This is a genomic window from Flavisolibacter nicotianae, from assembly GCF_003628535.1.
In the GTDB taxonomy this organism is placed as follows: domain Bacteria; phylum Bacteroidota; class Bacteroidia; order Chitinophagales; family Chitinophagaceae; genus Flavisolibacter; species Flavisolibacter nicotianae.
In genome coordinates this window covers 636370-662920 of sequence record NZ_RBCI01000002.1, presented here as the reverse complement: position 1 = coordinate 662920, position 26551 = coordinate 636370, and the positions used below count along the sequence as shown (strand labels likewise).

At 49.8% G+C, this 26551-nt stretch carries 20 protein-coding genes, 1 tRNA gene, 1 pseudogene and 1 riboswitch; of the genes and pseudogenes, 11 read left to right on the top strand and 11 right to left on the bottom strand.

Features of this window, described 5'->3' with window-relative positions; genetic code table 11:
• Window positions 1–2775, bottom strand: coding sequence for a type I restriction endonuclease subunit R (locus D6024_RS07925; protein WP_121354031.1), 2775 nt, complete (start codon window positions 2773–2775; stop codon window positions 1–3).
• Window positions 2776–2784: 9 nt separating this feature from the next.
• On the bottom strand, window positions 2785–3099 hold the full coding sequence (locus D6024_RS07920; protein ID WP_121354030.1) for a helix-turn-helix domain-containing protein: 315 nt from the start codon (window positions 3097–3099) through the stop codon (window positions 2785–2787).
• Window positions 3100–3804: 705 nt separating this feature from the next.
• Between D6024_RS07920 and D6024_RS07915 the strand changes: the two genes are divergently transcribed.
• The 3 genes and pseudogenes from D6024_RS07915 to D6024_RS27580 all read left to right on the top strand — a co-directional run.
• On the top strand, window positions 3805–4050 hold the full coding sequence (locus tag D6024_RS07915) for a hypothetical protein (protein ID WP_121354029.1): 246 nt from the start codon (window positions 3805–3807) through the stop codon (window positions 4048–4050).
• Window positions 4051–4110: 60 nt separating this feature from the next.
• Window positions 4111–4341 (top strand): hypothetical protein, encoded by a 231-nt coding sequence (locus tag D6024_RS07910; RefSeq protein ID WP_121354028.1) that lies wholly within the window; start codon window positions 4111–4113, stop codon window positions 4339–4341.
• A gap of 17 nt (window positions 4342–4358) precedes the next feature.
• A pseudogene (locus D6024_RS27580) lies at window positions 4359–5180 on the top strand (recombinase family protein); the annotation flags it as partial.
• Window positions 5181–5922: 742 nt separating this feature from the next.
• Here D6024_RS27580 and D6024_RS07895 read toward each other — a convergent pair.
• From D6024_RS07895 to D6024_RS27575, 5 genes are all read right to left on the bottom strand, one after another.
• Window positions 5923–5994 (bottom strand) — tRNA-Arg (locus tag D6024_RS07895).
• Between the two features lie 16 nt (window positions 5995–6010).
• The gene (locus D6024_RS07890; RefSeq protein WP_121354167.1) at window positions 6011–6589 is read right to left on the bottom strand and encodes a MarC family protein; all 579 of its coding nucleotides are present in this window, start codon (window positions 6587–6589) and stop codon (window positions 6011–6013) included.
• Window positions 6590–6624: 35 nt separating this feature from the next.
• Window positions 6625–7335 carry a Dph6-related ATP pyrophosphatase gene (locus D6024_RS07885; protein WP_205573241.1) on the bottom strand — a complete coding sequence of 237 codons (711 nt, stop codon included), beginning with the start codon at window positions 7333–7335 and terminating at the stop codon, window positions 6625–6627.
• Between the two features lie 79 nt (window positions 7336–7414).
• Window positions 7415–9388 carry a TonB-dependent receptor plug domain-containing protein gene (locus D6024_RS07880; protein WP_121354026.1) on the bottom strand — a complete coding sequence of 658 codons (1974 nt, stop codon included), beginning with the start codon at window positions 9386–9388 and terminating at the stop codon, window positions 7415–7417.
• Between the two features lie 92 nt (window positions 9389–9480).
• Window positions 9481–9708: riboswitch (cobalamin riboswitch) on the bottom strand.
• A 92-nt stretch (window positions 9709–9800) separates the two neighbouring features.
• Window positions 9801–10070 carry a four helix bundle protein gene (locus tag D6024_RS27575; RefSeq protein WP_394338459.1) on the bottom strand — a complete coding sequence of 90 codons (270 nt, stop codon included), beginning with the start codon at window positions 10068–10070 and terminating at the stop codon, window positions 9801–9803.
• A gap of 161 nt (window positions 10071–10231) precedes the next feature.
• Here D6024_RS27575 and D6024_RS07870 point away from each other — a divergent pair, with 161 nt between their 5' ends.
• The 8 genes from D6024_RS07870 to D6024_RS07835 all read left to right on the top strand — a co-directional run bounded on the left by D6024_RS07870 (window position 10232) and on the right by D6024_RS07835 (window position 21408).
• A complete protein-coding gene (locus tag D6024_RS07870) occupies window positions 10232–11617 on the top strand; it encodes an APC family permease (RefSeq protein ID WP_121354024.1) in 1386 nt (461 codons plus the stop codon).
• 1 nt (window position 11618) lies between these two features.
• Window positions 11619–12776 (top strand): trans-sulfuration enzyme family protein, encoded by a 1158-nt coding sequence (locus D6024_RS07865; protein WP_121354023.1) that lies wholly within the window; start codon window positions 11619–11621, stop codon window positions 12774–12776.
• Between the two features lie 175 nt (window positions 12777–12951).
• Complete coding sequence (locus tag D6024_RS07860; RefSeq protein WP_121354022.1) at window positions 12952–14103, top strand: efflux RND transporter periplasmic adaptor subunit; 1152 nt, start codon at window positions 12952–12954, stop codon at window positions 14101–14103.
• 1 nt (window position 14104) lies between these two features.
• A complete protein-coding gene (locus tag D6024_RS07855; protein WP_240409984.1) occupies window positions 14105–15142 on the top strand; it encodes an NAD(P)H-dependent glycerol-3-phosphate dehydrogenase in 1038 nt (345 codons plus the stop codon).
• Between the two features lie 192 nt (window positions 15143–15334).
• Window positions 15335–15646, top strand: coding sequence for a hypothetical protein (locus D6024_RS07850; RefSeq protein WP_162944622.1), 312 nt, complete (start codon window positions 15335–15337; stop codon window positions 15644–15646).
• 80 nt (window positions 15647–15726) lie between these two features.
• Window positions 15727–17019, top strand: coding sequence for a TolC family protein (locus tag D6024_RS07845; protein ID WP_121354020.1), 1293 nt, complete (start codon window positions 15727–15729; stop codon window positions 17017–17019).
• 7 nt (window positions 17020–17026) lie between these two features.
• Complete coding sequence (locus D6024_RS07840) at window positions 17027–18142, top strand: efflux RND transporter periplasmic adaptor subunit (RefSeq protein ID WP_121354019.1); 1116 nt, start codon at window positions 17027–17029, stop codon at window positions 18140–18142.
• A gap of 125 nt (window positions 18143–18267) precedes the next feature.
• Window positions 18268–21408, top strand: a complete 3141-nt coding sequence (locus D6024_RS07835) for an efflux RND transporter permease subunit (protein WP_121354018.1) — start codon at window positions 18268–18270, stop codon at window positions 21406–21408.
• Between the two features lie 68 nt (window positions 21409–21476).
• Here the strand turns inward: D6024_RS07835 and trmD are convergent, their stop codons facing one another.
• The 4 genes from trmD to gyrB all read right to left on the bottom strand — a co-directional run bounded on the left by trmD (window position 21477) and on the right by gyrB (window position 26478).
• On the bottom strand, window positions 21477–22163 hold the full coding sequence (gene trmD / locus D6024_RS07830) for a tRNA (guanosine(37)-N1)-methyltransferase TrmD (RefSeq protein WP_121354017.1): 687 nt from the start codon (window positions 22161–22163) through the stop codon (window positions 21477–21479).
• Between the two features lie 460 nt (window positions 22164–22623).
• Window positions 22624–23097, bottom strand: a complete 474-nt coding sequence (locus D6024_RS07825; protein ID WP_121354016.1) for a hypothetical protein — start codon at window positions 23095–23097, stop codon at window positions 22624–22626.
• A 212-nt stretch (window positions 23098–23309) separates the two neighbouring features.
• Window positions 23310–24077 (bottom strand): SDR family NAD(P)-dependent oxidoreductase, encoded by a 768-nt coding sequence (locus D6024_RS07820; RefSeq protein WP_121354165.1) that lies wholly within the window; start codon window positions 24075–24077, stop codon window positions 23310–23312.
• Window positions 24078–24480: 403 nt separating this feature from the next.
• Window positions 24481–26478: a DNA topoisomerase (ATP-hydrolyzing) subunit B gene (gene gyrB, locus D6024_RS07815; RefSeq protein WP_121354164.1), complete on the bottom strand. Its 1998-nt coding sequence runs from the start codon at window positions 26476–26478 to the stop codon at window positions 24481–24483.
• Window positions 26479–26551 lie beyond the last annotated feature (73 nt).

The following is a 26551-nucleotide window of genomic DNA, read 5'->3' as shown; positions in this document are numbered from 1 at the left end:
TTATGCCGCCAGTGCTTCGTTTAGTTCATTAATAATATCATCCATCTTGTCGCCAAATAATTGCCACATTTTTCCTTTACCGCCCTGTGCATCAAAAGGCGTATAGTCCAAATCATCTGCATTCAGGTGTATACTTCGAGCAATGTGCTCTTTCATCATGCGTAGCCATTCCATCTGTTCTTCATTAAACAGGTTGTGTTGTCCGGCATTCTTTTTTAAAATCCATTGCTGGAAGTTGCGGTCAACGGTTTTGTCATAGCTGGTTAGTGTTTCGTCCACTTCTGTTACTTTTCGTATCAGCGATACTAGGGCAATCAATTCATTCTTTGGTGAGCCAATGGCTTTGTCAACCTGTTCGTAAGCCCGCCAGATGGTCGAAGGTGCAAGGCTTGGCTTATCCTCTTGAAGCTTTTCCAGCACTTCCCTAATCATGCTGAATGTTAGTTCTCTTCTTCTGTAAGGCTGGTTGTAAAATATTTGCAGGGCTGTTAATTCATTCTGATGCTCTTCCATCCAGGTTTTAAAATCCTGTATCAGTTCAGCCGCTTTGTCTTTGTTGTCCTTATCCCAGCCAACATTTGTTACCGCATCGGGATTGAGCAGGTCAATCTTTTGTTCGTGAGCCTTGCGAACGTTTTCAATATAATCGTTCAAGTCGCCGGTAAATATTTTGGCTACATTATTCTGCAAGGCTGCTTGCAGTTCGGCTACCTTTTCCTGCTTGTGTACCGGCGAAGCATTGGGATTTTCCTGCTCCACTTTTTGCTTAATTTCTTCCAACGTATCCGGATCAAAAGCATTCAACAAATCTTTCACTACCTGTGAAACGGTTTTACCTTCTGCCTTTTCAACGAAGGTTTTTCTTTCCTTTTCTGTGATCTGTTTGTCCAACCTTGCCAAACGACCAGCCAAGGTGGTAAACAATTCTTCGTCCCTCGCACCTACAGCCACTGCACCCAATAAATCTTTCAGGGAAACACCAGGCTTCTTCTCTAATGGGCGGCTATCCGTTTTCAGGCTCATAGTAACGCCTATGGCATCAACTATGATGAAATGGTCTTTAGTAAATTTTGCCGTTGGGGAAACCTTTTTTAAATCATCGAAAGGTATTGTTCTTGTGCCCCGTCCTTTCATCTGCTCAAAGTAGTTGCGGCTTTTAACATCACGCATAAAGAGCAGGCATTCCAATGGTTTTACGTCTGTGCCGGTTGCGATCATATCAACGGTAACAGCAATCCTTGGATGGTAATCGTTTCTGAACTGCGCCAGGATAGACTTTGGGTCTTCGGTTGCTTTGTAGGTTACTTTTTTACAAAAATCATTACCGGCATCAAATTCTTCTCTTACGATTTGAATAATATCGTCGGCATGGCTATCTGTCTTGGCAAAAATCAATGTCTTGGGAACTTCATATTCGCCCTGTTCATTGTAGCGGTCCGAAAACATTTCCGGCAGATGTTCTTTGAAAGTGCGGATAATGGTTCGGATTTGGTTCGGATTTACCACCCACTTATCCAATTCTCTTGACGAATAGGCTTCATCTTCATCCTGCATTTCCATTCGCTTTCTACGGCTTAGCCTTTCCCTGTGTTCTACATACTCACCCTTCCAGAGTGTTGCTCCATTTTTTGTAATTTCTGTTTCAATGGTATAAACGTTATAGCCCACATTTACACCATCCGCCACCGCCATTTCGTGGGAATATTCGGATACAAGATTTTGATCGAAATAAGCAACAGTCCTTTTATCAGGTGTAGCCGTTAAGCCCACTTCAAAAGCATCACAGTATTCTAACACCTGCTTCCACAAATTGTAAATGCTGCGGTGACATTCATCAATAACGATAAAGTCGAAAAATTCGATGGGCAGCTTTTCGTTGTATTCTACTGGCGGCACTTCTTTTGGCTGCCATTTTTCTGCCGGGTTTTCTTCTTCTGCACTTTCCTCCAATTCTGTTCCTTTCAACACAGCATACAAACGTTGGATGGTGCTGATATAAACATGGTTATCGGAAGGAATGTAACTCGATTTTAAACGATGCACACCATACAACTCCGTAAACTTGCGATTGTCATCGTTTGGCTGATAAGCCATAAACTCCTGTTCTGCCTGTTCACCCAGGTTCTTTGTATCAACCAAGAACAAAATCCGCTTTACTTCCGTAAACTTTAGTAAGCGATAGATTGCCGTAATCGCAGTAAAGGTTTTACCCGAACCTGTTGCCATCTGGATCAACGCCTTTGGCTTAGCTCCTTTGAATGATGCTTCCAATTTATTGATGGCAATGATCTGGCAATCTCTTAAACCGTCTTCCGGCAAAACAGGAATGTCGTGCAGGCTGGCACGAAGTGACTTGCCTTTTTTTATCCACTCCCTGAAAGTTTCTGGACGATGAAAGGCAAAAACTGGTCTTGAACGTGGTTTGGGATCACGAAAGTCTGTAAACCTGGTTACCTGCCCTGTGCTTTCATAAACAAACGACAACTTTTCATTATTGAGATATTTGAGTTTTGCCTCTGAATATTCTTTGCTTTGGTCTTCATGAACGGTTAACCTGTGCCCTTCTTCTTCTCTTTTGGCTTCGATAACCCCGACAGGTTTGGCATCAACAAATAAGAGATAATCAGCCGGACCTGTATCCGTTACGTACTCACGAATAGCAACGCCAGATGCAGCGTGTACATTCTTCTTTTTATAATCTTGCACAACCCATCCACATGCATCGAGCATTTCATCAATTCTGTCTCTTGCTATTTGTTCCGGGTTTTGGTTCATAAAGCAGTACTATCCGTTATTTGTTTTGTATTTTGGTTTGACCGGCAGCTTTAACCTGGCTTCAGCTATATGCATGGCATTCAAGGCTACCTTTTCATCTTTTACAATTTCATAAACCTGACCTGCAAGCCACAGGGCAAGCAGTTCTTCGCTGGGCACTGACAGGAGTTTTGCTAAAAGAAAAACTTGGTCTCTTTTAGCCTTTCTTTCACCCCTTTCGATTTTACTGAACATGGGTGTGTCCATTTCCAGCGAAGCAGCCAATTGCCTTTGCAGCAAGCCTTTTTCTTCTCTTAGTTGCCTAATACGTTCTCCAAAGAACATAGTTGTAGGTTTATAGACTTGCCAAATTTTGGACAATGTAATAAAAACCGATAAAAATACAGTATAAGCTTGAATCTATAAATCAAATTAAAATCAGATAAGTAGTTTAAAATATTTCCTATAGAGGCTAAATTCAAATATTTAAATTTCTCCTTAAAACCACGAATACTCCCTAAACTTTTACATGACTCCTTAACTACTCCCTAATTGCTCCCCAGTAATTGCAGCATCACAAGCTGCCTTATACTGAACCGTCCTGCATCAGCGCTAATCAACCATTACCAACCTTTTCTAACCAGTTTTTAATAAGAATTCAGGTGACATTACGAACCAAAACGTTTAAAAACGTGCAATTACTTGCAAAAACGTGCGCAAACTGGCTAAAAGTGGAAAATGCGTCAGCAGCAATCCTAAATATTTGTACCGAATAGCGAAATGATGAAATGTAGTTAGGGGCAATTAAGAGCAAGAAAGGATTGTTAAGTACAATATGAAATTCTTTAGCACTTATCGACAAAAGCTGGAAGCTGGCTTTTCAGAGGGTTATAGGTTTGCGATCAGTAGTTTTTGAAGACAGTTTGGCGATCCAAAGGAATTATGTCCCAAATACGCAGAATTGTTCCCAAAACTTCCCATAACTGCCCAAAACGGACAGTGGGTTCTTTTGCCATTCTATGTTTGTCACCAAATAAAAAATCCATAAAAATGAAAACAATCAAAGTCAAAGAATTCGAAGTCCCTGTAGGCGCAATGGGAGATGTAGCCGGAATCATTTCCGATAACGACCTGGAAAACACCATCACCGGTGTAGATGAAGATGGCGAGTTCGTGTATGTAGAAGTGCGTTACGAAAAAGGCGCGGAAGAAGAACAAGAAGCCATTCACGAGATTCAGGATATTATTGATAATTACGACGATGAGGACGAAGAAGAGGAGGAAAAGGAAGGTTAGACCTTCCTTTTATTTTCTTTTCGCATTGATAATCAACATTTTATAAATTTGTATCAGCCTATGAAAGCCGAAAAACAACCAATAAAAACAAAATATAAGGATGTGACAGCAGCCGATGTAAAAGCCTGTAAAGGATACGAGGATATAAGCGATGAACTGGCGCAGAAAATTGCCGATGCCATCCGGGTTTATACCGAGATCGTTTACAACTGTTTTAAGGAAGAAAGGCTTGAAGAGCAGCAAGCCAAAGTCATATCCATAAGTAAAGAAGAAAACAAAAAAGCAGCCTAATTCAAAATTGTACCACTATGAGTGAATTAATCATTTTTAATCAATTTGGTAAAGGAACCAAAACAGAAAAGGCCAAAACCGGCAACTGCGTTATCTATACCAGGGTATCCACCAAGGAGCAGGCAGATAACAATATGAGCCTGCAAACCCAAAGAAGGTATTGCGAGCAGTTTGCGACTAAGAATGGCTATACCATCATGGGTTATTTTGGGGGTACTTACGAAAGTGCCCAGACCGATGAACGAAAGGAGTTTAATAACATGCTTTCTTTTGTGAAAAAAAGTAGGGACAAAATCTCCTACATCATTGTTTATAGCGTAGACCGGTTTTCCAGATCAGGGGCTAATGCGATTTATATTGCCCAACAACTTAAACAACAGGGCGTTGTTATTTTCTCCGTTACGCAGCCAACGGATACAACAACAGCCAATGGAAGCTTGCAGCAAAATATACAGTTCATCTTTTCTGAGTACGACAATCAGCTTCGAAGAGAGAAATGTATCACGGGCATTAAAGAAGCATTACTTAGGGGCGAATGGTGCCAGGGTCCGCCCATCGGCTATGAAAGAGGTAAAGTGGCAGGCAAAAAGTCCTGGGTAGTCAATGAACAAGGAAAATTGCTTCGCAAAGCCTTTATGTGGAAGGCAACTGAGCAAGTCTCTAATGAAGAGGCAAGAGAACGACTGGCAACCCTTGGGTTAAGGATCTCACATCAACAGATGTCTTCTATTTTCCGTAATCCCTTTTACTGCGGTTTATTATCGCATAATCTTTTAGAAGGACAGGTAGTCGAGGGTATCCATGAAAAACTCATATCAAAAGAAATCTTCCTTAAAGTAAACGAAGTACAGAACCGCAATGCCCACGGATATACCACCACAGAGGAAAATGATGCTATACCCTTAAAGCGGTTTTTAAGATGTGAAACCTGTGGCTCTTTTTTAAGAGGATATATCGTAAAAGCCAAAGGCATTTGGTATTACAAGTGCAATACAAAAGGCTGCAACTGTAATCGGAATGCGGAATCATTACATGATCAATTTACAGGCATCTTAGAGCAATACACGCTAAAATCAGAACCTTTAGTGCCTCTCATTGAAAAGCAAATGCTGGCAACTTACTACAAGTTCAGCGAAGAAGAGGTTGATAATAAATCGGCTTTTGAAGGTAGGATTAAGGAAATTGACAAGGATATAGCCTGGCAGAAGGAAAGGTTGAAAAAAGGGGAAATACCCTATGACCTGTACCTGGATTTTGTAAAGGATTACGAAGACGAAAAGAAGAAAGTGGCTGAAGACTTGGAAAAAGGGTCAAAAGGGGTGTCGAACCCTGAACTCTGTGTAAACTTTGCCGTCAATTATTCCACCAAACTCGCACCCATGTGGAGTTCTGCGAGTTATAGCAGTCAGCAAAAGCTTCAATTTTTACTCTTTCCTGAAGGAATTTTCTACAACCGGGCGGAAGACAGGTGTCGAACCACGGGAATCAACGAAGCTTTCGCCTACGTTACAGAGCTGGAGCGGTTTTTACAGAAATGTAAAAGCCGCACATCTCTGAATAATTTAGAGAGTGCGGCTTGGGTAGCGTCGACAGGAATCGAACCTGTATCAGGAGCTTCGGAAACTCTTATACTATCCATTGTACTACGACGCCAGAAAGAGCAAAACCATCAGCGGATCAGGCTATGTGCATTGAATGCAAAAATCTTTACCGCAATGGCGAGCAATATTACGCCAAAAAACTTTCGCACGGCAATTAATCCTGCCGGTCCGAGGATCTGTTCAATGAATCGCAGGGATTTTAACACACCAAAAATAAAAAGCAGGTTGGCAAGGATGCCAAAGAGAATCACCGCCGGGGCATAGTTAGCCTTGAGCGAAATGATCGTGGTCAGCGTACCCGAACCGGCAATCAGTGGAAAGGCAATGGGCACCACGGTTGCCGACCGTATATTGTCTTCGCTTTTAAAAAACTCCAGGCCCAGCACCATCTCCAAACCCAAAATAAAAATCACGATGGAACCGCCTACGGCAAACGAACTAACATCCAGGCCGAGAAGGTTGAGCAGCGGCTCGCCGATGTAGAGGAACAAGACCATCAGCGCCCCCGACACCAGTGTCACCATCGCCTCGCGGATCTCCCCCATTTTGCTTTTCATGGAAATCAAAATCGGGATGGTTCCGATAATGTCGATGACGGCAAACAGGGTAAAGGTGACCGTAATAAAGTCTTTCAGCTTGATATCCATGGCCCGGGTTTCTGCAAATGTAACAGGTGCAAAACTCAAACCGGCAGCAGGTCGCAAAAATAAAAACCACTCCTCGGCCGGGGTGTTGTAAAACACTCGTCCCCGGTTTTGGGTGCCGCGTATTCCCTGAAAACCACCTCCCCTTTTTGAAAGGAAACAGGACCGGAAAAATTCGGCCCGTCAAAAACAAACGAATGGTACTCGCCGTTCTCGCCGCAAGGATCCACGGTTGCGGGCAGGTCGTTAAAAAACGAATCGTCCATCAGCCGTCCGCAAAAGCTCTCATCGAGCCAGGCACTGTTGGTGCAGACCACAACGGCCCGGAAGCCTTTTTCAAGAAAATGTTTTACCACTTCCCTGCTATCCATCTTCCACACCGGAAACAGGCAGTGCAGGCCGTCTTTCGCCAGCAGTTCTTCCCGGTATGCTTTCAGGTCTTCGAGAAAAATATCGCCGAACAATCCATGGGTAAATCCTTCGGCTTTCAGTTGCCGGTGCACGTCCTGCACGGCTTCCTCATAGGCCTCCATCCCCGGCATTTCGGGCAGGTCGATTGTTTGCAGGGGCAGACCCAGCGAATCCGCCTGCTGCTGGATCAACTCCCGCCGCACGCCGTGCATGGAAACACGGTCCAGGGCTTGATTCATCGAGGTTACTAGTGCCGTTACCGGTATGCCCTCCTGTTGGGCGGTGTAAAGAGCAAGAGCGGAGTCTTTGCCCCCGCTCCAGTTTAAGAATGTTTTCATCAAGATTGTTTAAAAGATGCGTGGTGAGCCGGGGTCGTTTCGGTCACACCACGCATCCATGTGATTTAAGCGTACACTGTTACAAACGGAAACGCAAACCGCCAAAGGCCTGGAAGCGGGCCGTGTTGTAGCCGTAAATATCCGAATAGGTTTGATCGAGCACATTCCGCAGATCGGCAAATAGTGTCAGCCGGTTTTGTAAAAAGGCGTACTGCGCATAGACATTCAGCAGCGTATAGGCCGGTAGCGTGACGGGTTGTGCAGCAAAACTCACCGGGTCAAAAAAGACATCCTTTCGTTCACCAACGACATTCACATTCACAGACGCATACAACGCAGGCGTCAGTTGTGTTCCCAGGGTCAGGTTCACCGTGCTTTTTGGCCGGCGCAACAAATTGAAATATGTCGTATCCTTTCCACCCTGCTTCGTGGTCACCTGCCCGTCGGCATAACTGTAAAAAGCCCGCACCTGGAATTTCTCCGAAGGCTTCCAACTTGCATCCAGTTCAATGCCGTGGTCGCGTTGTTTGTCCTGGTTTATATAATATGAACGATAGGTAACCGGGTTGAAATAAAAGGCGATTACATCATGGATATTCCGATTGAAGTATGTGGCCCTTACCTGGCCTTTGTTGTCTTTCAGAAACACCTGCACGCCACCTTCCAGGTTGAGCGATGCCTCTGGGCTCAACGCCTTGTTGCCGTACTCGGAAAACAACTGGTAAAGACTTGGTGTTTTGTAGCCTGTCGACAGGTTGGCAAAAACCTTTACACTTTTGTGCAGGAGGTAAGAAGGGTTGAGGTTGTACGCAATATTGTTTCCATAGACCGAGTGGTGATTGAAACGGCCGCCACCTTCCACGGTAAAGTCTCCTGTTGCATAGTGCAAGGCTGCATAAAGACCCACCTGCTGCTGCCGGACACTGTCGCCGCTGCTTTCCGTTTTCGAAATCGTGGCAACCGGAACATAGGGCGGAAAGGGTGGCGTTACATTGAGCGACGTGTAATCCGTATTGGCGCTGCGAAAATCACCGCCCGCCGTTAAGCGGAAAGCACGGAATGGGTACACAAAAAAGGCATCGGCAAAATGCTCGTGGGCTTTGTATGCCGATTGTTCGAAGGTGTAATAGCCGTTACGGCTTTGTGTGGAGTCGTCGAGGTAGTTGCGCTGCGTGCCGTTGTACTGGTAAAGAAGATTGACCTGCCCCTTGTCCATCCCGATTGTAGTCCGCACCCCGGTCTGCAGGTTTTTTGCCTTGTAGGCAAAATCCCGTTCGTCGATGAATGCTCCGTTGTCCAGCGCTCCCTTGTTTTGGCTGTAGCGCAGAAAAGGTTGTATACGTACCTGTTTCGCCGCCTGGATCCCAAGGTTGACCTGCACGCTATTTTGCCGGTAGTTGTCCCTGTCAAACGCCGTGGTTGCCGTTGCGGGCTGCTGCGCTTCGGAAAAACCAGCAGTCTCAAAATGCACGTAGCCGATGTTGTAATCAAGCGCTTTCACGCTGCCGTTCAGCGTTGCATTGGCACGCAGTGTTTGGTTGCTTCCGCCGTTCACCACGCCACTCATCGAAAACGGGCCGGATCCGCCTTTGCGGGTGATGATGTTGATGACACCGGCAATGGCATCGCTGCCGTATAAAGTGCTTTGACTGCCTTTGATAATCTCCACCCGCTCCACCAGGTCAACGGGTAAATAACGGATATCGAAATTGCTGCCGATGCCCGACGCATCATAGACGGGCACACCGTCGACCGTTACCAGTGTATAATCCACTTTGGCGCCCCGCAGGTAAATGTTCCTTTCCTTGCCTGCATTACCGCCGTTGATAAAAACGCCACCGAGTTCCGTGATGACCTGGGCAAGGTCGCGGCTACCGGCTTTTTCAATTTGATCCCGGCTGATCGTAACAACGACCTTTCCTGTCTCGGTGGTTTTGGTGGAGAACTTGTTTGCTGTGAGTGTTACGTTTTCAAGTGTGTCTTTTCGCTCCTGGAATTGAGCCTGAAGGTGACTGCCGGCAATAAGTGCAGCCACAACAAAAAATTTTCGCATTGGTTTTAATTTTTTTGTGACTGCTTCCGAAAAATAAAATAGAGAAAGATAACCGCGGCTTTATCTTCTCTGCTTTTCCTCCGAAAGCATGAATGATGAAATCGCGACTGGCAGGTCTTCTGGCTTAATGACAATTCTGAACACCTTCCCATTCCGCTGCAGGCGGAACAGTGGTTTTGCTATTCAGAACTTAGAGCAGGTGAGGACGTATGACCGATCACTCCTTGCTCATCATCTTACAGCTACGGGGATAGCGCCGGACTTGCACCGGCTTCCCTTTTCATCCCGCACGTGCGGGAACCAATGGCAGGCGCAAATGTAGGGAAAGGGTTTGGAGTTTGGAGTCTGGAGTTTGGAGTTGTTCAGGGGCTGCTTTCGTTTTTTAAACTTTTGCCCGCTGAAGGCGGATGAATTAAGGCAATGAATAAAAGCACCTTTTTTTCACATGCGAGTCAGCAGCGGCATACATTTCACTGCAACGTGTTTCCGAAAAATAGTGAACATCAAAACCTCTATAAGGGAGTGACTTGCGTTCTTCGGCTTCACCTTTTGCAGTCGTAAGCGAATGCATAAATTCTTGCCAGCTTCCTCTGCCAAAACCTTCGGAAATGTTGTTCATGATAGAGTCCCTTATACCCCTTATTGTTTTTGTAGCTGACGTCTTTGGCGACGGACTCCGCAAATTTGAGTGGATAAATTTTCCAGCAATGCCTCCGGGCCAACTGCCAAATTATCATATCTCAAAACGCTTGAACAGTTGCCTTATGTAAAGTTTGACTAACGGAAGATAACAACCCCAAACACCAGACCCCAAACCCCAAACGCATTTCTTATCTTCCCGCCATGATGCAAAAACAAAAGCTGCAGCTTTTTGATCTCACCATGATCGTTATCAGCTTCGTGATCGGCATGGGAATTTTTCGTACACCCGTGAACGTGGCAGCCGCTTCACCCACACCGGCCATTTTTTACCTGTGCTGGGTCGCCGGCGGCCTGGTGGCACTTTGCGGCGCACTGACCTACGCGGAAATCGGTTCGCGGCTCCCGGTGACCGGCGGCTACTACAAGGTGTTTGCTTATGCGTACCACCCCTCCATTGCCTTTGCCATCAACTGCATTATTTTGGTTTCCAATGCCGCCTCCTGTGCCGCCGTTGCCCTCGTGGGGAGCGAGTATATTTCCAGCGTGCTGATTCCCGCATCGAAAGATGCGGCTTACCTGCAGGTGGCCGCCAATGCCGGTTTTATCAAAACCGTGCAGGTGTCCATTGCGGTTTTTGCCATTACCCTTTTCTATATCGTTAACATGCTGGGGCTGCGCATGAGCGCAAAGACGCAAACGGTTTTAATGATCATCAAAATTGGCATGGTCGTGCTGTTGATCACGCCTTTGTTTTTTGCTACCGGCCCCGCTTCTTCTGCACTGCCGGCCGCCACCGGCATGGGACCGGCATTGCGGGAATATATCAAAGCTTTTGGCGTGGGACTCGTGGCGGTCAGCTTCAGCTTTGGCGGTTACCAGCAGACCATCAACTTTGGCGAAGAGGTGGAAAAGCCCAACCGCAACATCCCAAGAGGAATCTTTATCGGCATCTTCGTCATCATCCTGCTTTACCTGCTGATCAACTATGCCTACGTGAAAGTGATCGGTTTCGAAGAACTGAAAAAAAGCACCAATATCGCCGCGATCATGGCTTCAAAAATTTTTGGCGCACAGGCTGAACGCATCCTGTCCGTCCTGCTTTTTCTTGGCGTGCTGGCCTATGTCAATGCCGTTCTTCTCAGCAACCCGCGGGTGATGTATGCCATGAGCGAAGACGGCATTTTGCCCGCTGCCTTTACACGCCGCAACAAGAAAGAAGCGCTCAGTCTTGCCCTCACGGTCTTTGCCGCCGTGGCCGCGATCGTGGTCTTCTGGGCCCGCGAGTTCGACAAGATCCTGAGCTTTACGATTTTCCTCGACAGCTTTGGCATGGCGCTATCGGCGGGCAGCATCTTTATTATCCGCAAACGCACAAGGCACCTCGACGGCTCGGGCATCTTCAGCATGAAGCTTTATCCCCTGCTGCCGCTTGTTTTTATTGCCGCTTATATTTTTGTGGCCATCAGCATTGCCCTCGATTACAGGAACAATGATTATGCGGCGCTGATTGGCCTGCTGGTGCTGGCTTTTTTCACCGGCCTTTATTTTCTGGTAAAAACCTTCCGCAAACCCGAACAAGTCAACTAACATGGATTTTTCATACATCATTAACGAACTGGCCGAAGACCGCGAACAGTATTTCAACGCCATTGCACCACCCATTATTCAAACCTCCAACTTCCGGTTCAAAACCGTTGCCGCACTGCGCACGGCATTTGAAGACGAGATGGGCGGCTACCTGTACAGCCGCGGGCTGAATCCAACCGTCGACATCCTGCGTAAAAAACTGGCAGCACTCGACGGTGCAGAGGACTGCCTCGTGTTCAACAACGGTGCGGCGGCCATCTTTGCCGCGGTCTTTGCCAATGTCAAAAGCGGCGATCATATCATCTCGGTGCAGAAGCCTTACACCTGGGCGCAAAAGACGTTCGACAACATTCTGCCCCGCTTTGGTGTCAGCACGACCTACATCGACGGAAGCGATATCAAAAATTTTGAGGCGGCACTACAGCCCAACACCACCTTCATATACCTGGAGTCGCCGAACTCGTGGACCTTTGCGCTGCAACCGCTGAAAGAAGTGGCGGCCTTTGCCAAAAAGCACGGTATCATTACGCTGATCGATAACAGCTACTGCACGCCCCTGAATCAACGGCCCATCGAATTGGGAATTGACCTGAGCATGCAAACAGCCACCAAGTATATCAGCGGCCATAGCGACACGCTGGGCGGGGTGCTCAGCGGTTCGCACCACCTAATGAAAAAAATCTTCGACCTTGAATACCTCGCCATCGGCAGCGGCATCCAGCCCTTCAATGCCTGGCTGCTGATTCGCGGCCTGCGCACCCTGCCGGCAAGGCTGGAGCGGATCTCCCGCACAACAACCGAAGTGCTCCGGTTTTTACAAGCGCACCCGAGAGTCGGAAAAATCATCTTTCCCTTCGATGAATCGTTTCCGCAATACCACCTGGCGAAAGAGCAAATGCAGGACGCCTGCGGCCTGCTGACCATCACGCTGAAAAACGGCACCATGGAAAGCATTACGCGTTTTTGCGAATCCCTGAAACATTTTTACATGGCCGTGAGCTGGGGCGGACACGAATCGCTGGTGCTGCCCAAATGCGCCGGGTTACAGCCAGGCGACTTTGACCCTTCCAACGATGAACACCAGTATATCCGGATTTACACCGGGCTGGAAGACCCGTCGTACCTGATCGCGGATCTGGCGCAGGCACTGGAGGCGTAAGCAAGTAACAACGGGCAATAGGCAAATAAGAACAGGCGGAGGCCAATGCGTTTAAAGTGCTGGAAGACGGGAATCCACCTGTGGTCATTCATAGTTGTCTGCATCAGTATCATTCAATGAAACGGGCAGCTTATTTTTATGCCCGAATTCGTTGCTGCAAAAGGCAACACCGATTATGAACAAAACATTGAAGTGGACACTGATCGCCGCCGGCGCCCTGGCTGTTGTCTTTGCGGTTGTAAAGAGCACGAGAAAGGGAGCGAACGATGGCATGAAGGTGACGGCCGAAGTGGTCCGCCGCCGCACACTCGTGGAAACGGTATCGGCGAGCGGCAAGCTCTATCCCGAAATGGAGATCAGGGTTGGCTCTCCCATCAGCGGCCAGGTAGTGCAACTGGCTATCGCGGAAGGCGACAGCGTAAACAAGGGACAGGAGCTGGCCCGCATCCAGGGTGAAAAAGGCTCCGCGGCCTCACCCCAGCGTGTCAGTCTTCCCAACATTCCGCCCGGTTTTGAAGGACTGCTGCAAAATATGCAGGCACCGCGAACCACCGCCTCTCCTTCTTCAGCCATTCTCACCTCCCCGATCGGCGGCACCGTCATTGCATTGAATGTAAAAATGGGTGAACGGATTGGCGCCATGCAGTTACCGGGTTCGGAGCTGCTGCGCATTGCCGACATGCGCAAAATGGAGGTGCGGGTGGACGTGAACGAAAACAACATTATCAAGATCGCCATCGGCGACTCTGCCGACGTGGAAGTGGAAGCCTATAACAAACGAAAGTTCAAAGGCGTGGTAACCGGCATCGCCAACGGTAGTTCCCGGAAAGACGCGACGTCTTTTTTATCGAACGATGTTGCGAATTATGAAGTGCACATCCGCCTGCTGCCCTCGTCTTACGCCGACCTGTTCGACAGCGGACGCCGCAGCATGCCCTTTCGTCCGGGCATGAATGCAAGAGCAGACATCAAAACGAAAACACGGCAGAATGTCATCAGTGTTCCTGTAGGTGCGGTGGTTTCAAAACCCAAAGGCAGTGACGAACACACGGCAGCAAAACAAAAAGCAAACACAGAAGAATCCACCGACGAAACCCTCAACACCGACGAACTGGAAGAAGTGGTGTATGTGATCAAAAGCGACGGCACCGTGGAGAAGCGGGTTGTAACGACCGGCATTCAGGACATCAATTATTTCGAGATCACCGCCGGGTTGAAGGAGGGCGAAAAACTGGTAACCGGACCCTATACGGCCGTCAGCAAAAACCTGCGCAGCGGGCAAAAAGTAACTGTGGTTTCCAAAGAACAAATTTTTCAAAACGATTAGCATGGAAGGAATGAGAATAGGCGTGATTGGCAACGGCAGTTGGGGTACAGCCCTCGTAAAAATTATTACCGACAACAAGCAGCGGGTGAACTGGTGGATCCGCAATTCCGCCAGCATCGACTACATAAAGCAGCGCCACCACAACCCGAATTATTTGAGTTCGGCCTACTTCGATGTGTCGCTGCTCAGCATGAGCGATGACGTGCAAACGGTCGTCAACGAATCGGACCTGCTGGTTTTTGCCGTGCCTTCGGCCTATGCCGAAGAGGTCCTGCAAAGCATCGACAAGAACTCGCTCAGGAACAAAAAAATTCTGTCGGCCATCAAAGGCTTGATTCCCGGCTGCGATATTTTGCTGAACGAATACCTGGAACGCCATTTTGCCCTTCCACTGTCAAATTATTTCGCGGTGCTGGGTCCCTGCCACGCCGAAGAAGTGGCGGCGGAAAAACTTTCCTACCTGACGTTCTCGGGCGTCGACGGCGAAACCGCCGCAACAATTGCCACCTGCTTCGAAGCACCGTATATCAATACCGTGGTCAACACCGACATCCTGGGTGTGCAGTATGCTGCCGTTATGAAAAATATCTACGCACTGGGCGCCGGCATTGCCCACGGCCTGGACTACGGCGATAATTTCCTGAGTGTGCTCATTGCCAACAGCGCCGATGAAATGGCGGGCTTCCTGCGCAAGGTGGGTGTGCAACACATCGTGGTAGGCGAACACGAGGTTCACGACAAGAAAAAAGACATGAACTACGCCGCCTCTGTTTACCTTGGCGACCTGCTGGTAACCTGCTATTCTCTGTACAGCCGCAACCGCACCTTTGGCAACATGATCGGCAAAGGGTATACGGTGAAAGCCGCGCAACTGGAACTGAACATGGTGGCCGAAGGCTATTATGCGTCGCGGTGCATCCACAATTTTAACAAGAGCATTGGCGCCGACATGCCCATTGCGGAAACCGTGTACAAAATCCTGTGGGAACGGATGCAGCCGAAGAAAGGATTTGCGCAGGTGGAAGAAGAGCTGGTATAAGGGCGAGCCGGCAAACCAACGGGTGGCTTTTTGTTTTCTGCCGCTTTCTTTTGAAGATTCATTAGCTGCAACGACCCATTCAGAGTCCTGATTGACCGATTTGGTGTTTGCAATAGAAAGCACAGATTCTTTTTTTGCAGGTGGATGCGCCTCCTTGCCTTCATATTGCTGTTGTTGCATGTCAACTTTTCGATGTTTATCGCACAGATCGATGAGAAGGACGTCTATGACGCCGACTTCCGGCAGGTGCATGACATCAACAGCCTGAGCGAGTATATCCAGTACAGCTTTTCCAAAGACAAAGACCCTCACAAAACAAAGGACAGCGACGACGACAATGCCCGGTATTTTCATGCGCTGAAGCCGCATTTTTTCCTGGTGCAGCCCAGCGCCGCCGTGAAAAAAGAATCCTCCCTATATTCATACAGGAGCATTCCGCTGCAGGATGAGAACTCGCTTTCATCCGGTTTTTTTGAAATCCTGGCCCCTCCTCCCAAGACCTGAAACTGTATTGCTTTTTTCCTGCACGTCCCGTGCAGTGCTTTGTCGTTGCGACAAAATTCTTCCTCTCAAATCATCCAGACATGAAACGTAAAGTTGCACTTCTGCGCAGCTTTGGTTTTGGCGCATGCATGCTTGCCCTTGCAAGCCTGAAAGCGCAGGACACCCTGCGTCTTTCCATTCCCAAAGCCGAAGAGCTGTTTTTAAAAAAAAATCTTCAATTGCTGGCGGCGCAGTATAACATCAATGCCGGCGAGGCCTTGATTCAGCAAGCCAAAGCCTGGGACAATCCCCTGCTGGCAACCGAACAAAATTTATACGACGGGAAATTTTTCCGTCACGGCAAGGGAACCGCGGCCATCCCGCAGGACGGCGGCCAATTATACCTGAATCTCACCCAGCTCATTCGTACGGCGGGCAAACGCGGCCTGCAGGTACAACTGGCACAGGACGGCATGCAAACGGCCCAGGCCCAGTTTTCCGACCTGATGCGAAACCTGCGCTATGTTCTCGTTACCGATCTAAACAATTTATCGGCGTTGCAGGCAACGGCCGGTTTGCTCGAGACGGAGATCATGCATGCCCGGTCGCTCGCCAGGGGCATGGATGAAATGTTGAAGGTGGGCGACATTTCTCTTAAAGACAATGTGCGCATCAAATCGCTGCTGTATTCCCTGCAAAGTGATTATGCCGACAACCTCCGTCAGCAGCAGGACGTGCAAAAAGAATTGCGCATCCTGTTGCAGGCAGGCGACAACGCACCAATTGCCGTTGCCACACCAGCGATGGATTTATCCGTGTTGAATAACCTTGCCCTGCTGCCCCTGATCGACAGCGCCAAAAAGGCCCGCCCCGATGCCGCGCTGGCTGCCGTGCAGGCCAGTTACCAGCAGCACAATCTCGCCTACCAAAAAGCACTGGCAAAACCCGATGTGACCGTGGGTGTCGATTACGACCGCTCGAACAGCTATGTGCGCAATTACACCGGCCTCCAGGTTGCCCTGCCTCTTCCGTTGTTCAACAGGAACCGTGGCAACATTCAGGCGGCGGAGTGGAATGTCAAGAGTTCTCAGTTGCTCGAAAAACAAACGCAGTCCGTGGTGCAGGCCGAAGTATTGAGCGCCTACAACAAGTTGCAAACCTTATTGCAGGTGCAAAACAGTGCCGCCGGTACCTGGTCGGAGAATTACGAAAAACTGTTGCGCAACATGGTGGAAAGCTACCGGCAGCGTAAAGTGGGCCTGGTTGATTTTATCGACTTTTTTTCGTCGTACAAAGACACCAAACAAAAGCAACTGCAACAGTATACGGCGCTGCTGAACGCAGCCGCCGAATTCAATTATGTCACCGCACAAACAATCATCACGCTTCAATAACTGAATCATGAAACATATTTTTCCCATTTCCCTTCTTCTCCTTGCGGCAGCGGTTGGCTTCACCGCCTGCGACGGTCATGCCGCGACAGCGCCGGAAAAAAAAGAGGTCTGCATCAGCGACAGCATGGCCAAAATGGTGACCATCGACAGTGTGAGCGAAAGCCGCATCAGCGATGAACTCAAGCTTTCGGGTGAGGTGAGCTTCAACGAAAACAAAGTCGTCAAAATCTTCCCCGTCAGCAGTGGCCAGGTAATCAGTGTGAACGCCTCGCTGGGCGACTATGTGCATGCAGGGCAAACGCTGGCCCTGATCAAAAGCGCCGACATTGCCGGCAACTATGCCGACCTTTCTTCTGCCGGCAACGACATTGCCATCGCCAAACGCGAAATGGACAATGCCGAACACCTGTTTCAGAACGGCATCGGCAGCGAAAAAGAATTCATTGTCGCCAAACAGGGCTACCAGAAAGCACTGGCCAATGCCTCGAAGATCCGGTCGCAGATTGCCATCAACGGGAGTGGCCGCACCTCGGCCAACGGCACCTATGTAGTTACCGCGCCGAAGAGCGGCTACGTGGTGGAAAAAAATGTCAATCCCGGCCAGTTCATCCGCAACGACAACGGTCAAAACCTTTTCACGGTTGGCGACACAAAAGATGTGTGGATCTGGGCGAATGTGTATGAAAGCGACATCGCCAAAGTGAGAGAAGGCTACACAGCGCTGGTGACAACGCTGGCCTATCCCGATAGTTCGTTCGTGGGCAGGGTGGACAAGGTAAACCAGGTGCTGGACCCGCAAACAAAGGTGATGAAGATCCGCATTGTGCTGCCCAACAACAGCGGCCGGCTAAAGCCCGAAATGTTTGCCAACATCGTGATCCAAAACACCGAAGGCGCCAGGGCCAATGTCATTCCCGCATCGGCGCTTGTGAGCGAAGATGGGAAAACCTTCGTGGTCGTGTACCATGGCAAATGCAACCTGCAGATTCGCGAGGTGGAAGTGTTGAAAACGGCCGGCAAAATCGTCTACCTGAAAAGCGGATTGATGGCTGGCGAACGGGTTATCAGCAACCAGGCCCTGCTCTTTTATCGCCAGTTGCAGGAAGCGCAGGAAATGAAGTGACGTGAGACGTCAAATGTCAGACATCAAACTATAAAGTGGGGTAACGACTTTACACCCGTTTCACGTCTAACGTTTAACATCTGACGGAAGCAAATTCCATCCACCATTCACACAAATGTTCAACCATGAACAAGTTCATCAAACGCATCATTCATTTTTCCCTGCGGCACCGGTATTTTGTTTTTTTCATGACAGCCGTGCTGGCCGTATTTGGTTTTGTTTCGTATAAAAACACGCCGATTGAAACCTTTCCCGATGTCACCAACACGCAGATCATCATCATTGCGCAGTGGCCGGGCCGCAGTGCGGAGGAGGTAGAAAAATTTGTCACGATCCCTCTGGAAGTGGCGCTGAATTCGGTACAGAAAAAAGCCAACCTGCGCACCACCTCGGCATTTGGCCTGAGCTATATCCGCATCATTTTCGACGACGATGTGGACGATGCCTTTGCCCGGCAACAGGTGCTGAGCCGCCTTGGAAATGCCGACCTGCCCGAAGGTGTCAAGCCCGATGTGCAGCCGCCCTATGGCCCCACCGGCGAGATCTATCGCTATACATTGAAAAGCCCCACCAAATCCATTCACGAGCTCACCGCCATCCAGGACTGGGTGCTCGACCGGCAGTTCAAATCGGTACCCGGTGTGGCCGATGTAAACAGCTTTGGCGGCGAAGAAAAAACCTTTGAAGTGAGTGTGAATCCCGAGATGCTCACCAAGTACAATCTCTCTTCGCTCGATGTATACAGCGCCGTGCAGAAAAGCAACATCAACGTGGGCGGCGACGTAATTGAGCGCAACGGGCAATCGTTTGTTGTACGTGGCATCGGGATTTTGAAAGACATTCCGGACATTGAAAACATCATCGTCACAAGGGAAGGCAATGTGCCTATCCTCGTCAGGAATATTGCCACCGTGACCGAAGCGGGACGGCCACGCCTGGGATGGGTCACCCGCGACAAGCAGCCCGATGTGATTGAAGGCATCGTGGTGATGCGCAAAGGCGAAAACCCCAGTGAAGTGCTGCAACGGGTAGAAGCAAAAGTGAAAGAGCTGAATCAAAACATCCTGCCCAAAGATGTCAAGGTCGATACGTTTTACGACCGCACCGAATTAATGGATTATGCGCAGCACACGGTTGTGCACAACCTGCTTGAAGGAATCATCCTGGTGACGGTGATCGTGTTTCTTTTCATGGCCGACTGGCGCACCACGCTGACGGTGGGAATCATCATCCCACTCTCCCTGCTGTTTGCCTTTATCTGCATGCGCATCAAGGGCATGAGCGCCAACCTGCTTTCGATGGGCGCCGTGGATTTTGGGATCATCATCGACGGTGCCGTAGTGATGGTGGAAGGATTGTTTGTGGCGCTCGACCACCGGGCACGGGAAGTGGGCATGGAACGATTCAACAAGCTGGCCAAACTGGGGCTGTTCAAACAAACCGGAACGGAGATGGGAAAGGCCATCTTCTTTTCAAAGCTGATCATCATCACCTGCCTCATTCCGATTTTTGCTTTCCAGAAAGTGGAAGGCAAGATGTTTTCGCCACTGGCTTATACACTGGGTTTTGCCCTGCTGGGCGCCCTGCTGTTCACGCTGACCCTGGTGCCTGCCCTGTCGAGTATTTTACTGCGCAAGAACGTACGGGAAAAGCACAATCCCCTTGTTCTTTTTATCGAACGGGGTGTGATGAAAGCCTTCAACCTCACCACCCGTTTTCCCAAGGCCAGCCTCCTGATTGCCCTCGCCGTGATGGGTCTTTCGTTTGGCATCGTCAAATTCCTGGGAACCGAATTTCTGCCCGAACTCGACGAGGGCGCCCTTTGGGTGGAAGCCGAGTTGCCCATGAGCGTTTCGCTGCAGGAAGCGCAACATATCTCCGATAAAATGGTGGACATTCTCCGCGAATTTCCCGAGGTAGAGCAAACCCTTTCGCAAGTGGGCCGGACCAATGATGGCACCGACCCGAAAGGATTTTTTAACGTGCAGATCCAGGTAGACCTGAAACAAAAAGAACAATGGAAACGCAGGATCACCGAGGAGCAATTGATCGATGAAATGGATGGGCAGTTGCGCAAGTTGCCAGGCATTGTCCTGAACTATTCGCAACCGATCCGCGACAACGTGGAAGAAGCCGTCGCCGGTGTAAACGCGGCCCTGGCGGTGAAAATATTTGGCCCTGATTTCACTACGCTTGACAGCCTTTCCAAACGGGTGATGGCACAACTGAGTACGGTGAGGGGAATTGAAGACCTCGGGATCCTACGAAACCTCGGGCAACCCGAATTCCGGATTGAACTGGACCAGCAGCGCATGGCTTTTTACGGCGTGAACATGGCCGACGCCAACGCCGTGATTGAAATGGCCATCGGCGGAAAGGCCGCGACGGAGTTGTACGAGGGCGAACGAAAGTTTGATGTGCGGGTCCGTTACCAGAAAGAATTCAGGGATGCACAGGACAAAGTGGAAAACCTGATGGTGCCGGCGCAGGATGGCTCCAAGGTACCGCTGAAGGAAATTGCTAACATTCGCACACTGACAGGACCGGCTTTCATTTACCGCGACAACAACACCCGCTACATCGCCGTAAAGTTTTCGATTCGTGAAAGAGACCTGGGGAGCACCATTGCCGAAGCGCAACGGAAAGTCAATGACGCCGTGCACCTTCCGCAGGCCTACTCCATGACCTGGAACGGCGAATTTGAAAACCAGCAGAGGGCTTCGGCAACACTGGCCAAAGTGGTCCCGGTTTGTTTGCTGGTGATCTTCCTCATCCTGTTCATGACCTTTGGGAATGCAAAGGATGCCATGCTCACCATCATGAACGTACCCTTTGCGTTGATCGGTGGCATCCTGGCACTCTATGTCACGGGGATGAACTTCAGCATCTCGGCCGGCATTGGCTTTATTGCCCTTTTTGGCGTGTGTATTCAAAACGGCGTGATCCTGATCTCCGTCTTCCGGAAAAACCTGGAAGCGGGCCTGCATGTAGTGGAAGCCGTAAGCGAAGGTGTCCGGTCGCGAATTCGTCCCGTGGTAATGACGGCCCTGATGGCAGCCATTGGTTTATTGCCGGCCGCTATTTCAACAGGCATCGGCAGCGAGACCCAGAAGCCCCTGGCAAGAGTGGTGATCGGCGGCTTGATCACGTCCACGATCCTCACCCTGCTGATTCTGCCGGTGATGTACACGCTGGTGTTCAACCTGATGCACAAGCGGGAAAACCGGAGGTTGTTGCGGAAGGCAAACTTGATCAGCAAATCGTAAGCATCGTGAGTTGTGAATGGTCAATGGTGTTTAAGGAACTTTCTCATTGGCCATTCACCGCTCCTGACTTACAGCGCCTCGTCCTCCAACAGGTCGGGGCGTTTTTCTTTGGTGCGCTGAACGGCCTGCTCGTGCCGCCATTCTTCAATTTTTGCCGTGTGGCCACTGAGCAAAATATCGGGCACTTTCATTCCGCGCCATTCGGCCGGACGGGTATAAACGGGTGGTGCCAGCAGGTTGTCTTGGAAGGAATCGGTGAGGGCCGATGTTTCGTCATTGAGAACGCCGGGAAGGAGGCGACCGACGGCATCGACCAGGACGGCGGCAGCCAGTTCGCCCCCACTCAGCACGTAATCGCCGATGGAAATTTCCCTGGTTACATAGTGTTCGCGGATACGCTGGTCAATCCCTTTGTAATGTCCGCAAATGAGAAGCAGGTTTTCTTTCAGCGAAAGGGTATTGGCAATTTTTTGCGTCAGGGTTTCGCCATCGGGAGTAAGGTAGATGACCTCGTCGAATGTGCGCTCCTTGCTTAATTCATCGATCGCATTGGCCAATGGTTCGGCCATCATCACCATGCCGGCGCCACCGCCGTACTGGTAATCGTCCACCTGGCCGTACTCGTTCACGGCCCACTTGCGCAGGCCGTGCGTTTGAACGGTCAGCAACCCTTTGTCCTGCGCTCTTTTCATGATCGAATGCGACAAGGGACTTTCCAGCAACTCGGGCAAAACAGTGATGATGTCGATGTGCATGAGGCAAATATACACCTCACCCTAACCCTCACCTCAAGGAGAAGGAACTGCTACGCACAGGGCCGCTTGGGCAAGATGATTTTATTTATCAAAGAATGCCATCCCTTGAAGGGATGGCATTCTTCGGCCGCCCTGTGTTCCGAACGTTGAACGGAGCCCTTCCATCGTCAGGATAAACTGTGCAACGGAAGCTCAATGGCTATTCTAGTGCTGGCAGCAAAAGAAAAATATGTCGCTCCTTCGGAGCTTTGTTTCCTTTTCTATTCTTTCTTCTATTCACAGGATGCCCCTCCGGGGCAAAGAAATTGCAGTAGGTTAAGACGCCAAACGGCAGCAAAAAGCCTCCATCAATTGTATGATGGAGGCTTCGTTATATCGTGCAAAAGCAAGGGTCTGTGTGATTGTAAGCCCGTCCCTGGAGGCTACTGGGGGATCGGGGTGTCCAAATGCAGGGGCGAGGTTAGCGCACCTTTTTCAGCAGCATAACATAGCCGCAAAGCCCCTGTTTTTTTTGCTTGTTTTGCTGCACCGGTTTAAACATGTGCATCTCGCTAAACTTGGGTATGTACGAAAACGAAATGATGTTGCCATCCACATCGCCCCACATTTTTTTCTGGTAGACGACCATTTTCTCGTCCCAGTCGTACATGCGCACTTCATAGAGACGCGAACTGATGTCGCCGATAAAAACAAACTGGTACCAGGAGCCCTGTTGCAGCGGCACAACCACCGGCATTTCGTACTCGCTTTCCATGCTGATCGATGCTTCGCGGATTACCTGGAAGCCATCGCGGCCATACAACTGGCGCAGGCTGTCGGCCTGTTGCTTGATCGAGCTGTTATTGCATTCCTGTAAACGGATCACGTCCTGGGCGGATGCCGTAGAGCCGGCAGCCAGGACAAAAAGAAGGAAAAAGAAAATCGTGTTTTTCATGGTTTATCAATAGGTAATGGAACTGGACTTAAAAGTAATTATTTTTTTAGCGGGCCCAAGAAGACGCGTTGATTTTCATCAAAATTGCGTAGAAACCCTTGCCGGAAAACTACCGGAAAATCCCGCCAAAAAATCCGCCCTTCGCAAAGCGAAGTTTGTGCCACCAATGACTGCTATTCCCCTTGCGATGTTAGGGTTTTTACAATCTTTTTTTACACGGGTTTCCCGTCCTTGTGAAAGTGGATTCCATCGGCCTGCTGCGTACAGGTAAGAACCAGGTCGTTGATGCAAACATGCGGCGGCAGCGATGCACAGTAGTAAATAACGGAGGCCACGTCTTCGGCGGTCAGCGGTTCGTACCCTTCATACACTTTTTCGGCGGCACCGGTATTGCCCTTGAAGCGCACCAGCGAAAATTCGGTTTCGGCAGCGCCCGGGTGTACGGCGGTAACCTTGATATGGTGCTTCAAAAGGTCGATGCGCATGGCCTTGCTCACCGCGTCGACGGCTGCTTTGGAAGCACAGTATACGTTGCCGCCTTCGTACATATCCTTGGCTGCGGTGGACCCGACGTTGATGATATGCCCCTGCCGCCTTTTGCTCATGAATGGAACAACGGCCTTGGAAACATACAGCAGTCCTTTGAGGTTGGTATCGATCATCGTATCCCAGTCATCCACATTGGCGAGGTCGAACAGGTCGCGACCGAGGGCCAGTCCTGCATTGTTCACCAACACGTCGATGGTTTGCCATTCCGGCGGCAGGCTGTTGATTGCCGCAAAAACCGCTTCCCGGTCCCGCACGTCGAACGGGAGAAGGTAGCAGGGAACGGCACTTTCTTTTTCCAGTTGTTCTTTCAATGTTTGCAGCCGCTCCGTGCGGCGGCCGTTTAAGATGAGCCGGTAGCCATTCGATGCAAATATGTTTGCGCAGGCTTCGCCAAAACCCGATGTAGCCCCGGTAATCAAAACTGTTTTCATGCGGCGAATATACACCTCGCCCTAACCCTCTCCTCAAGGTGAGGGAATTTCCGGGCACGAGACCCGATTGTAAGCCGAAGAATGCCATCCCTTGAAGGGATGGCATTCTTTTTTACCCGGCTGCGTTCCGAACGCTGAAGAGTGCGACGCAACGGGTGTTCAATCGACGTTCCATCGCTGGTACCATAAAAAATATATCGCTCCTTCGGAGCTTTATTCTCTCGATTGTTCTTTCTTTCTATGAACACGATACCCCGCCGGGGCAAAAGAAAGCCGTTGGCGGAGACGCCCAACGGCAGCAAAAAGCCTCCACCTTAAAATATGATGGAGGCTTTGAAGTATCGTGCAAAAGCAAGGGTCTGTGCGATGGAAAGCCCCTCCCTGGAGGGGTTTGGGGAGGCATTTACACGTCAATCCTTGCGTATTTCGCATGGCTTTCGATGAACTCGCGGCGCGGTGCCACTTCATCGCCCATCAGCATGCTGAAGACGCGGTCGGCTTCGGCTGCACTCTCAATGGTCACCTGCTTCAGCGTTCTTGTCTCGGGGTTCATGGTTGTTGCCCACAACTGCTCGGCGTTCATTTCACCCAAACCTTTGTATCGCTGGATGTTCACCGAACCTTCGTTGCCGCCACCCATTTTTTCCACGAGGGCCTTGCGCTGTTCTTCGTTGTACGCATACACCTGTTCCTTCCCTTTCTTCACCAGGTAAAGCGGTGGCTGTGCAATGTACACATAGCCCTGCTCCACCATTTCTTTCATGTAACGGAAGATAAAAGTCAGGATCAGCGTGGCAATATGGCTTCCGTCCACGTCGGCATCGGTCATGATAATAAGCTTGTGATAACGAAGCTTGACCAGGTTCAATGCCTTCGGGTCTTCCGGCGTACCGACGGTTACACCCAAAGCAGTGTACATGTTGCGGATCTCTTCGTTCTCGTAGATCTTGTGCTCCATGGCCTTTTCCACGTTCAGGATCTTACCACGCAAGGGCAGAATGGCCTGGTAACTTCTGTCGCGTCCCTGCTTGGCCGTACCACCGGCCGAGTCACCCTCAACCAGGTAGAGTTCACATTTATTGGGATCGCGTTCGGAACAGTCGGCGAGTTTACCGGGCAGTCCACCACCGCTTAAAACGGATTTGCGCTGCACCATCTCGCGGGCCTTTTTGGCAGCCGCTCTTGCCTGTGCCGCCAGGATCACTTTCTGGATGATATTCTTCGCTTCCTTGGGGTTTTCTTCCAGGTAAGACTCCAGCACACGGGCCACCGTGGTGTTCACAATACCGGCGACTTCGTTGTTGCCCAGCTTTGTTTTCGTCTGGCCTTCAAACTGCGGCTCCGGAACCTTTACCGAAATGATCGCACTTAAGCCTTCACGGAAGTCATCACCTTCGATGGTCACCTTTGCCTTTTCAAAAAGCCCCTGCTCATCGCCGTATTTTTTAAACACGCGGGTCAGGGCGCTGCGGAAACCCGAAACGTGGGTACCGCCTTCAATGGTATTGATGTTGTTAACGTAGGAGTAAATATGCTCGTTGTAGCTGGTGTTGTAGGTCATGGACACTTCCACCGCAACATTGGCTTTTTCATCGCGTCCTTCTACATACAAAGGCTTTGGCAATAAGGACTGGCGACCGCCGTTGCTGTCCATCATTTCCACAAACTCGGTTATACCACCTTCGCTGTAAAAGGTTTTGGAATATGTCAGACCGGCGTCCTCGTCTTTTTCACGCAGGTCGTTCAGCGTAATGCGCAGGCCTTTGTTCAAAAAGCTCAGCTCACGCAGGCGACTTTCCAAAATGTCTTTGTTGTAAACCGATGTAATGAAAATGGTATCGTCGGGCCAGAAGTGGACAGTGGTGCCCCGCTTTTCGGTGACGCCGATTTCGCGTACAGGATACTGCGGTACACCGATACGGTATTCCTGCTCAAATATTTTTCCTTCACGGAACACGTTCACGTGAAGTTTTGTACTCAGGGCGTTTACGCAGCTCACACCCACACCGTGCAAACCACCGGAAACTTTGTACGAGTCCTTGTCGAACTTACCACCGGCGTGCAGCACGGTCATCACCACTTCGAGGGCGGAGCGGCCTTCTTTGGCATGGATGCCGGTCGGGATTCCACGGCCATCGTCTTCCACCGAGATGGAGTTGTCTTCATGTATGGTAACGAGAATGTTTTTACAGTGTCCGGCCAGGGCTTCGTCGATGGAGTTGTCCACCACCTCGTACACCAGGTGGTGCAGGCCTTTCACACCAATGTCCCCGATATACATCGCGGGACGTTTGCGAACGGCTTCCAAGCCTTCTAAAACCTGGATCGAATCGGCGCCATAGGCGGGGGTAGTGGTTACGGGTGCCGGTGTTGTTGTCAGCGTATCGATAATTTCACTCATTTTCTTGCTATCGTTTACACACCTTGGAAGGTGCAGGTCTATTCTGGCAAATGTATCGAAAAACGCCGGGTTG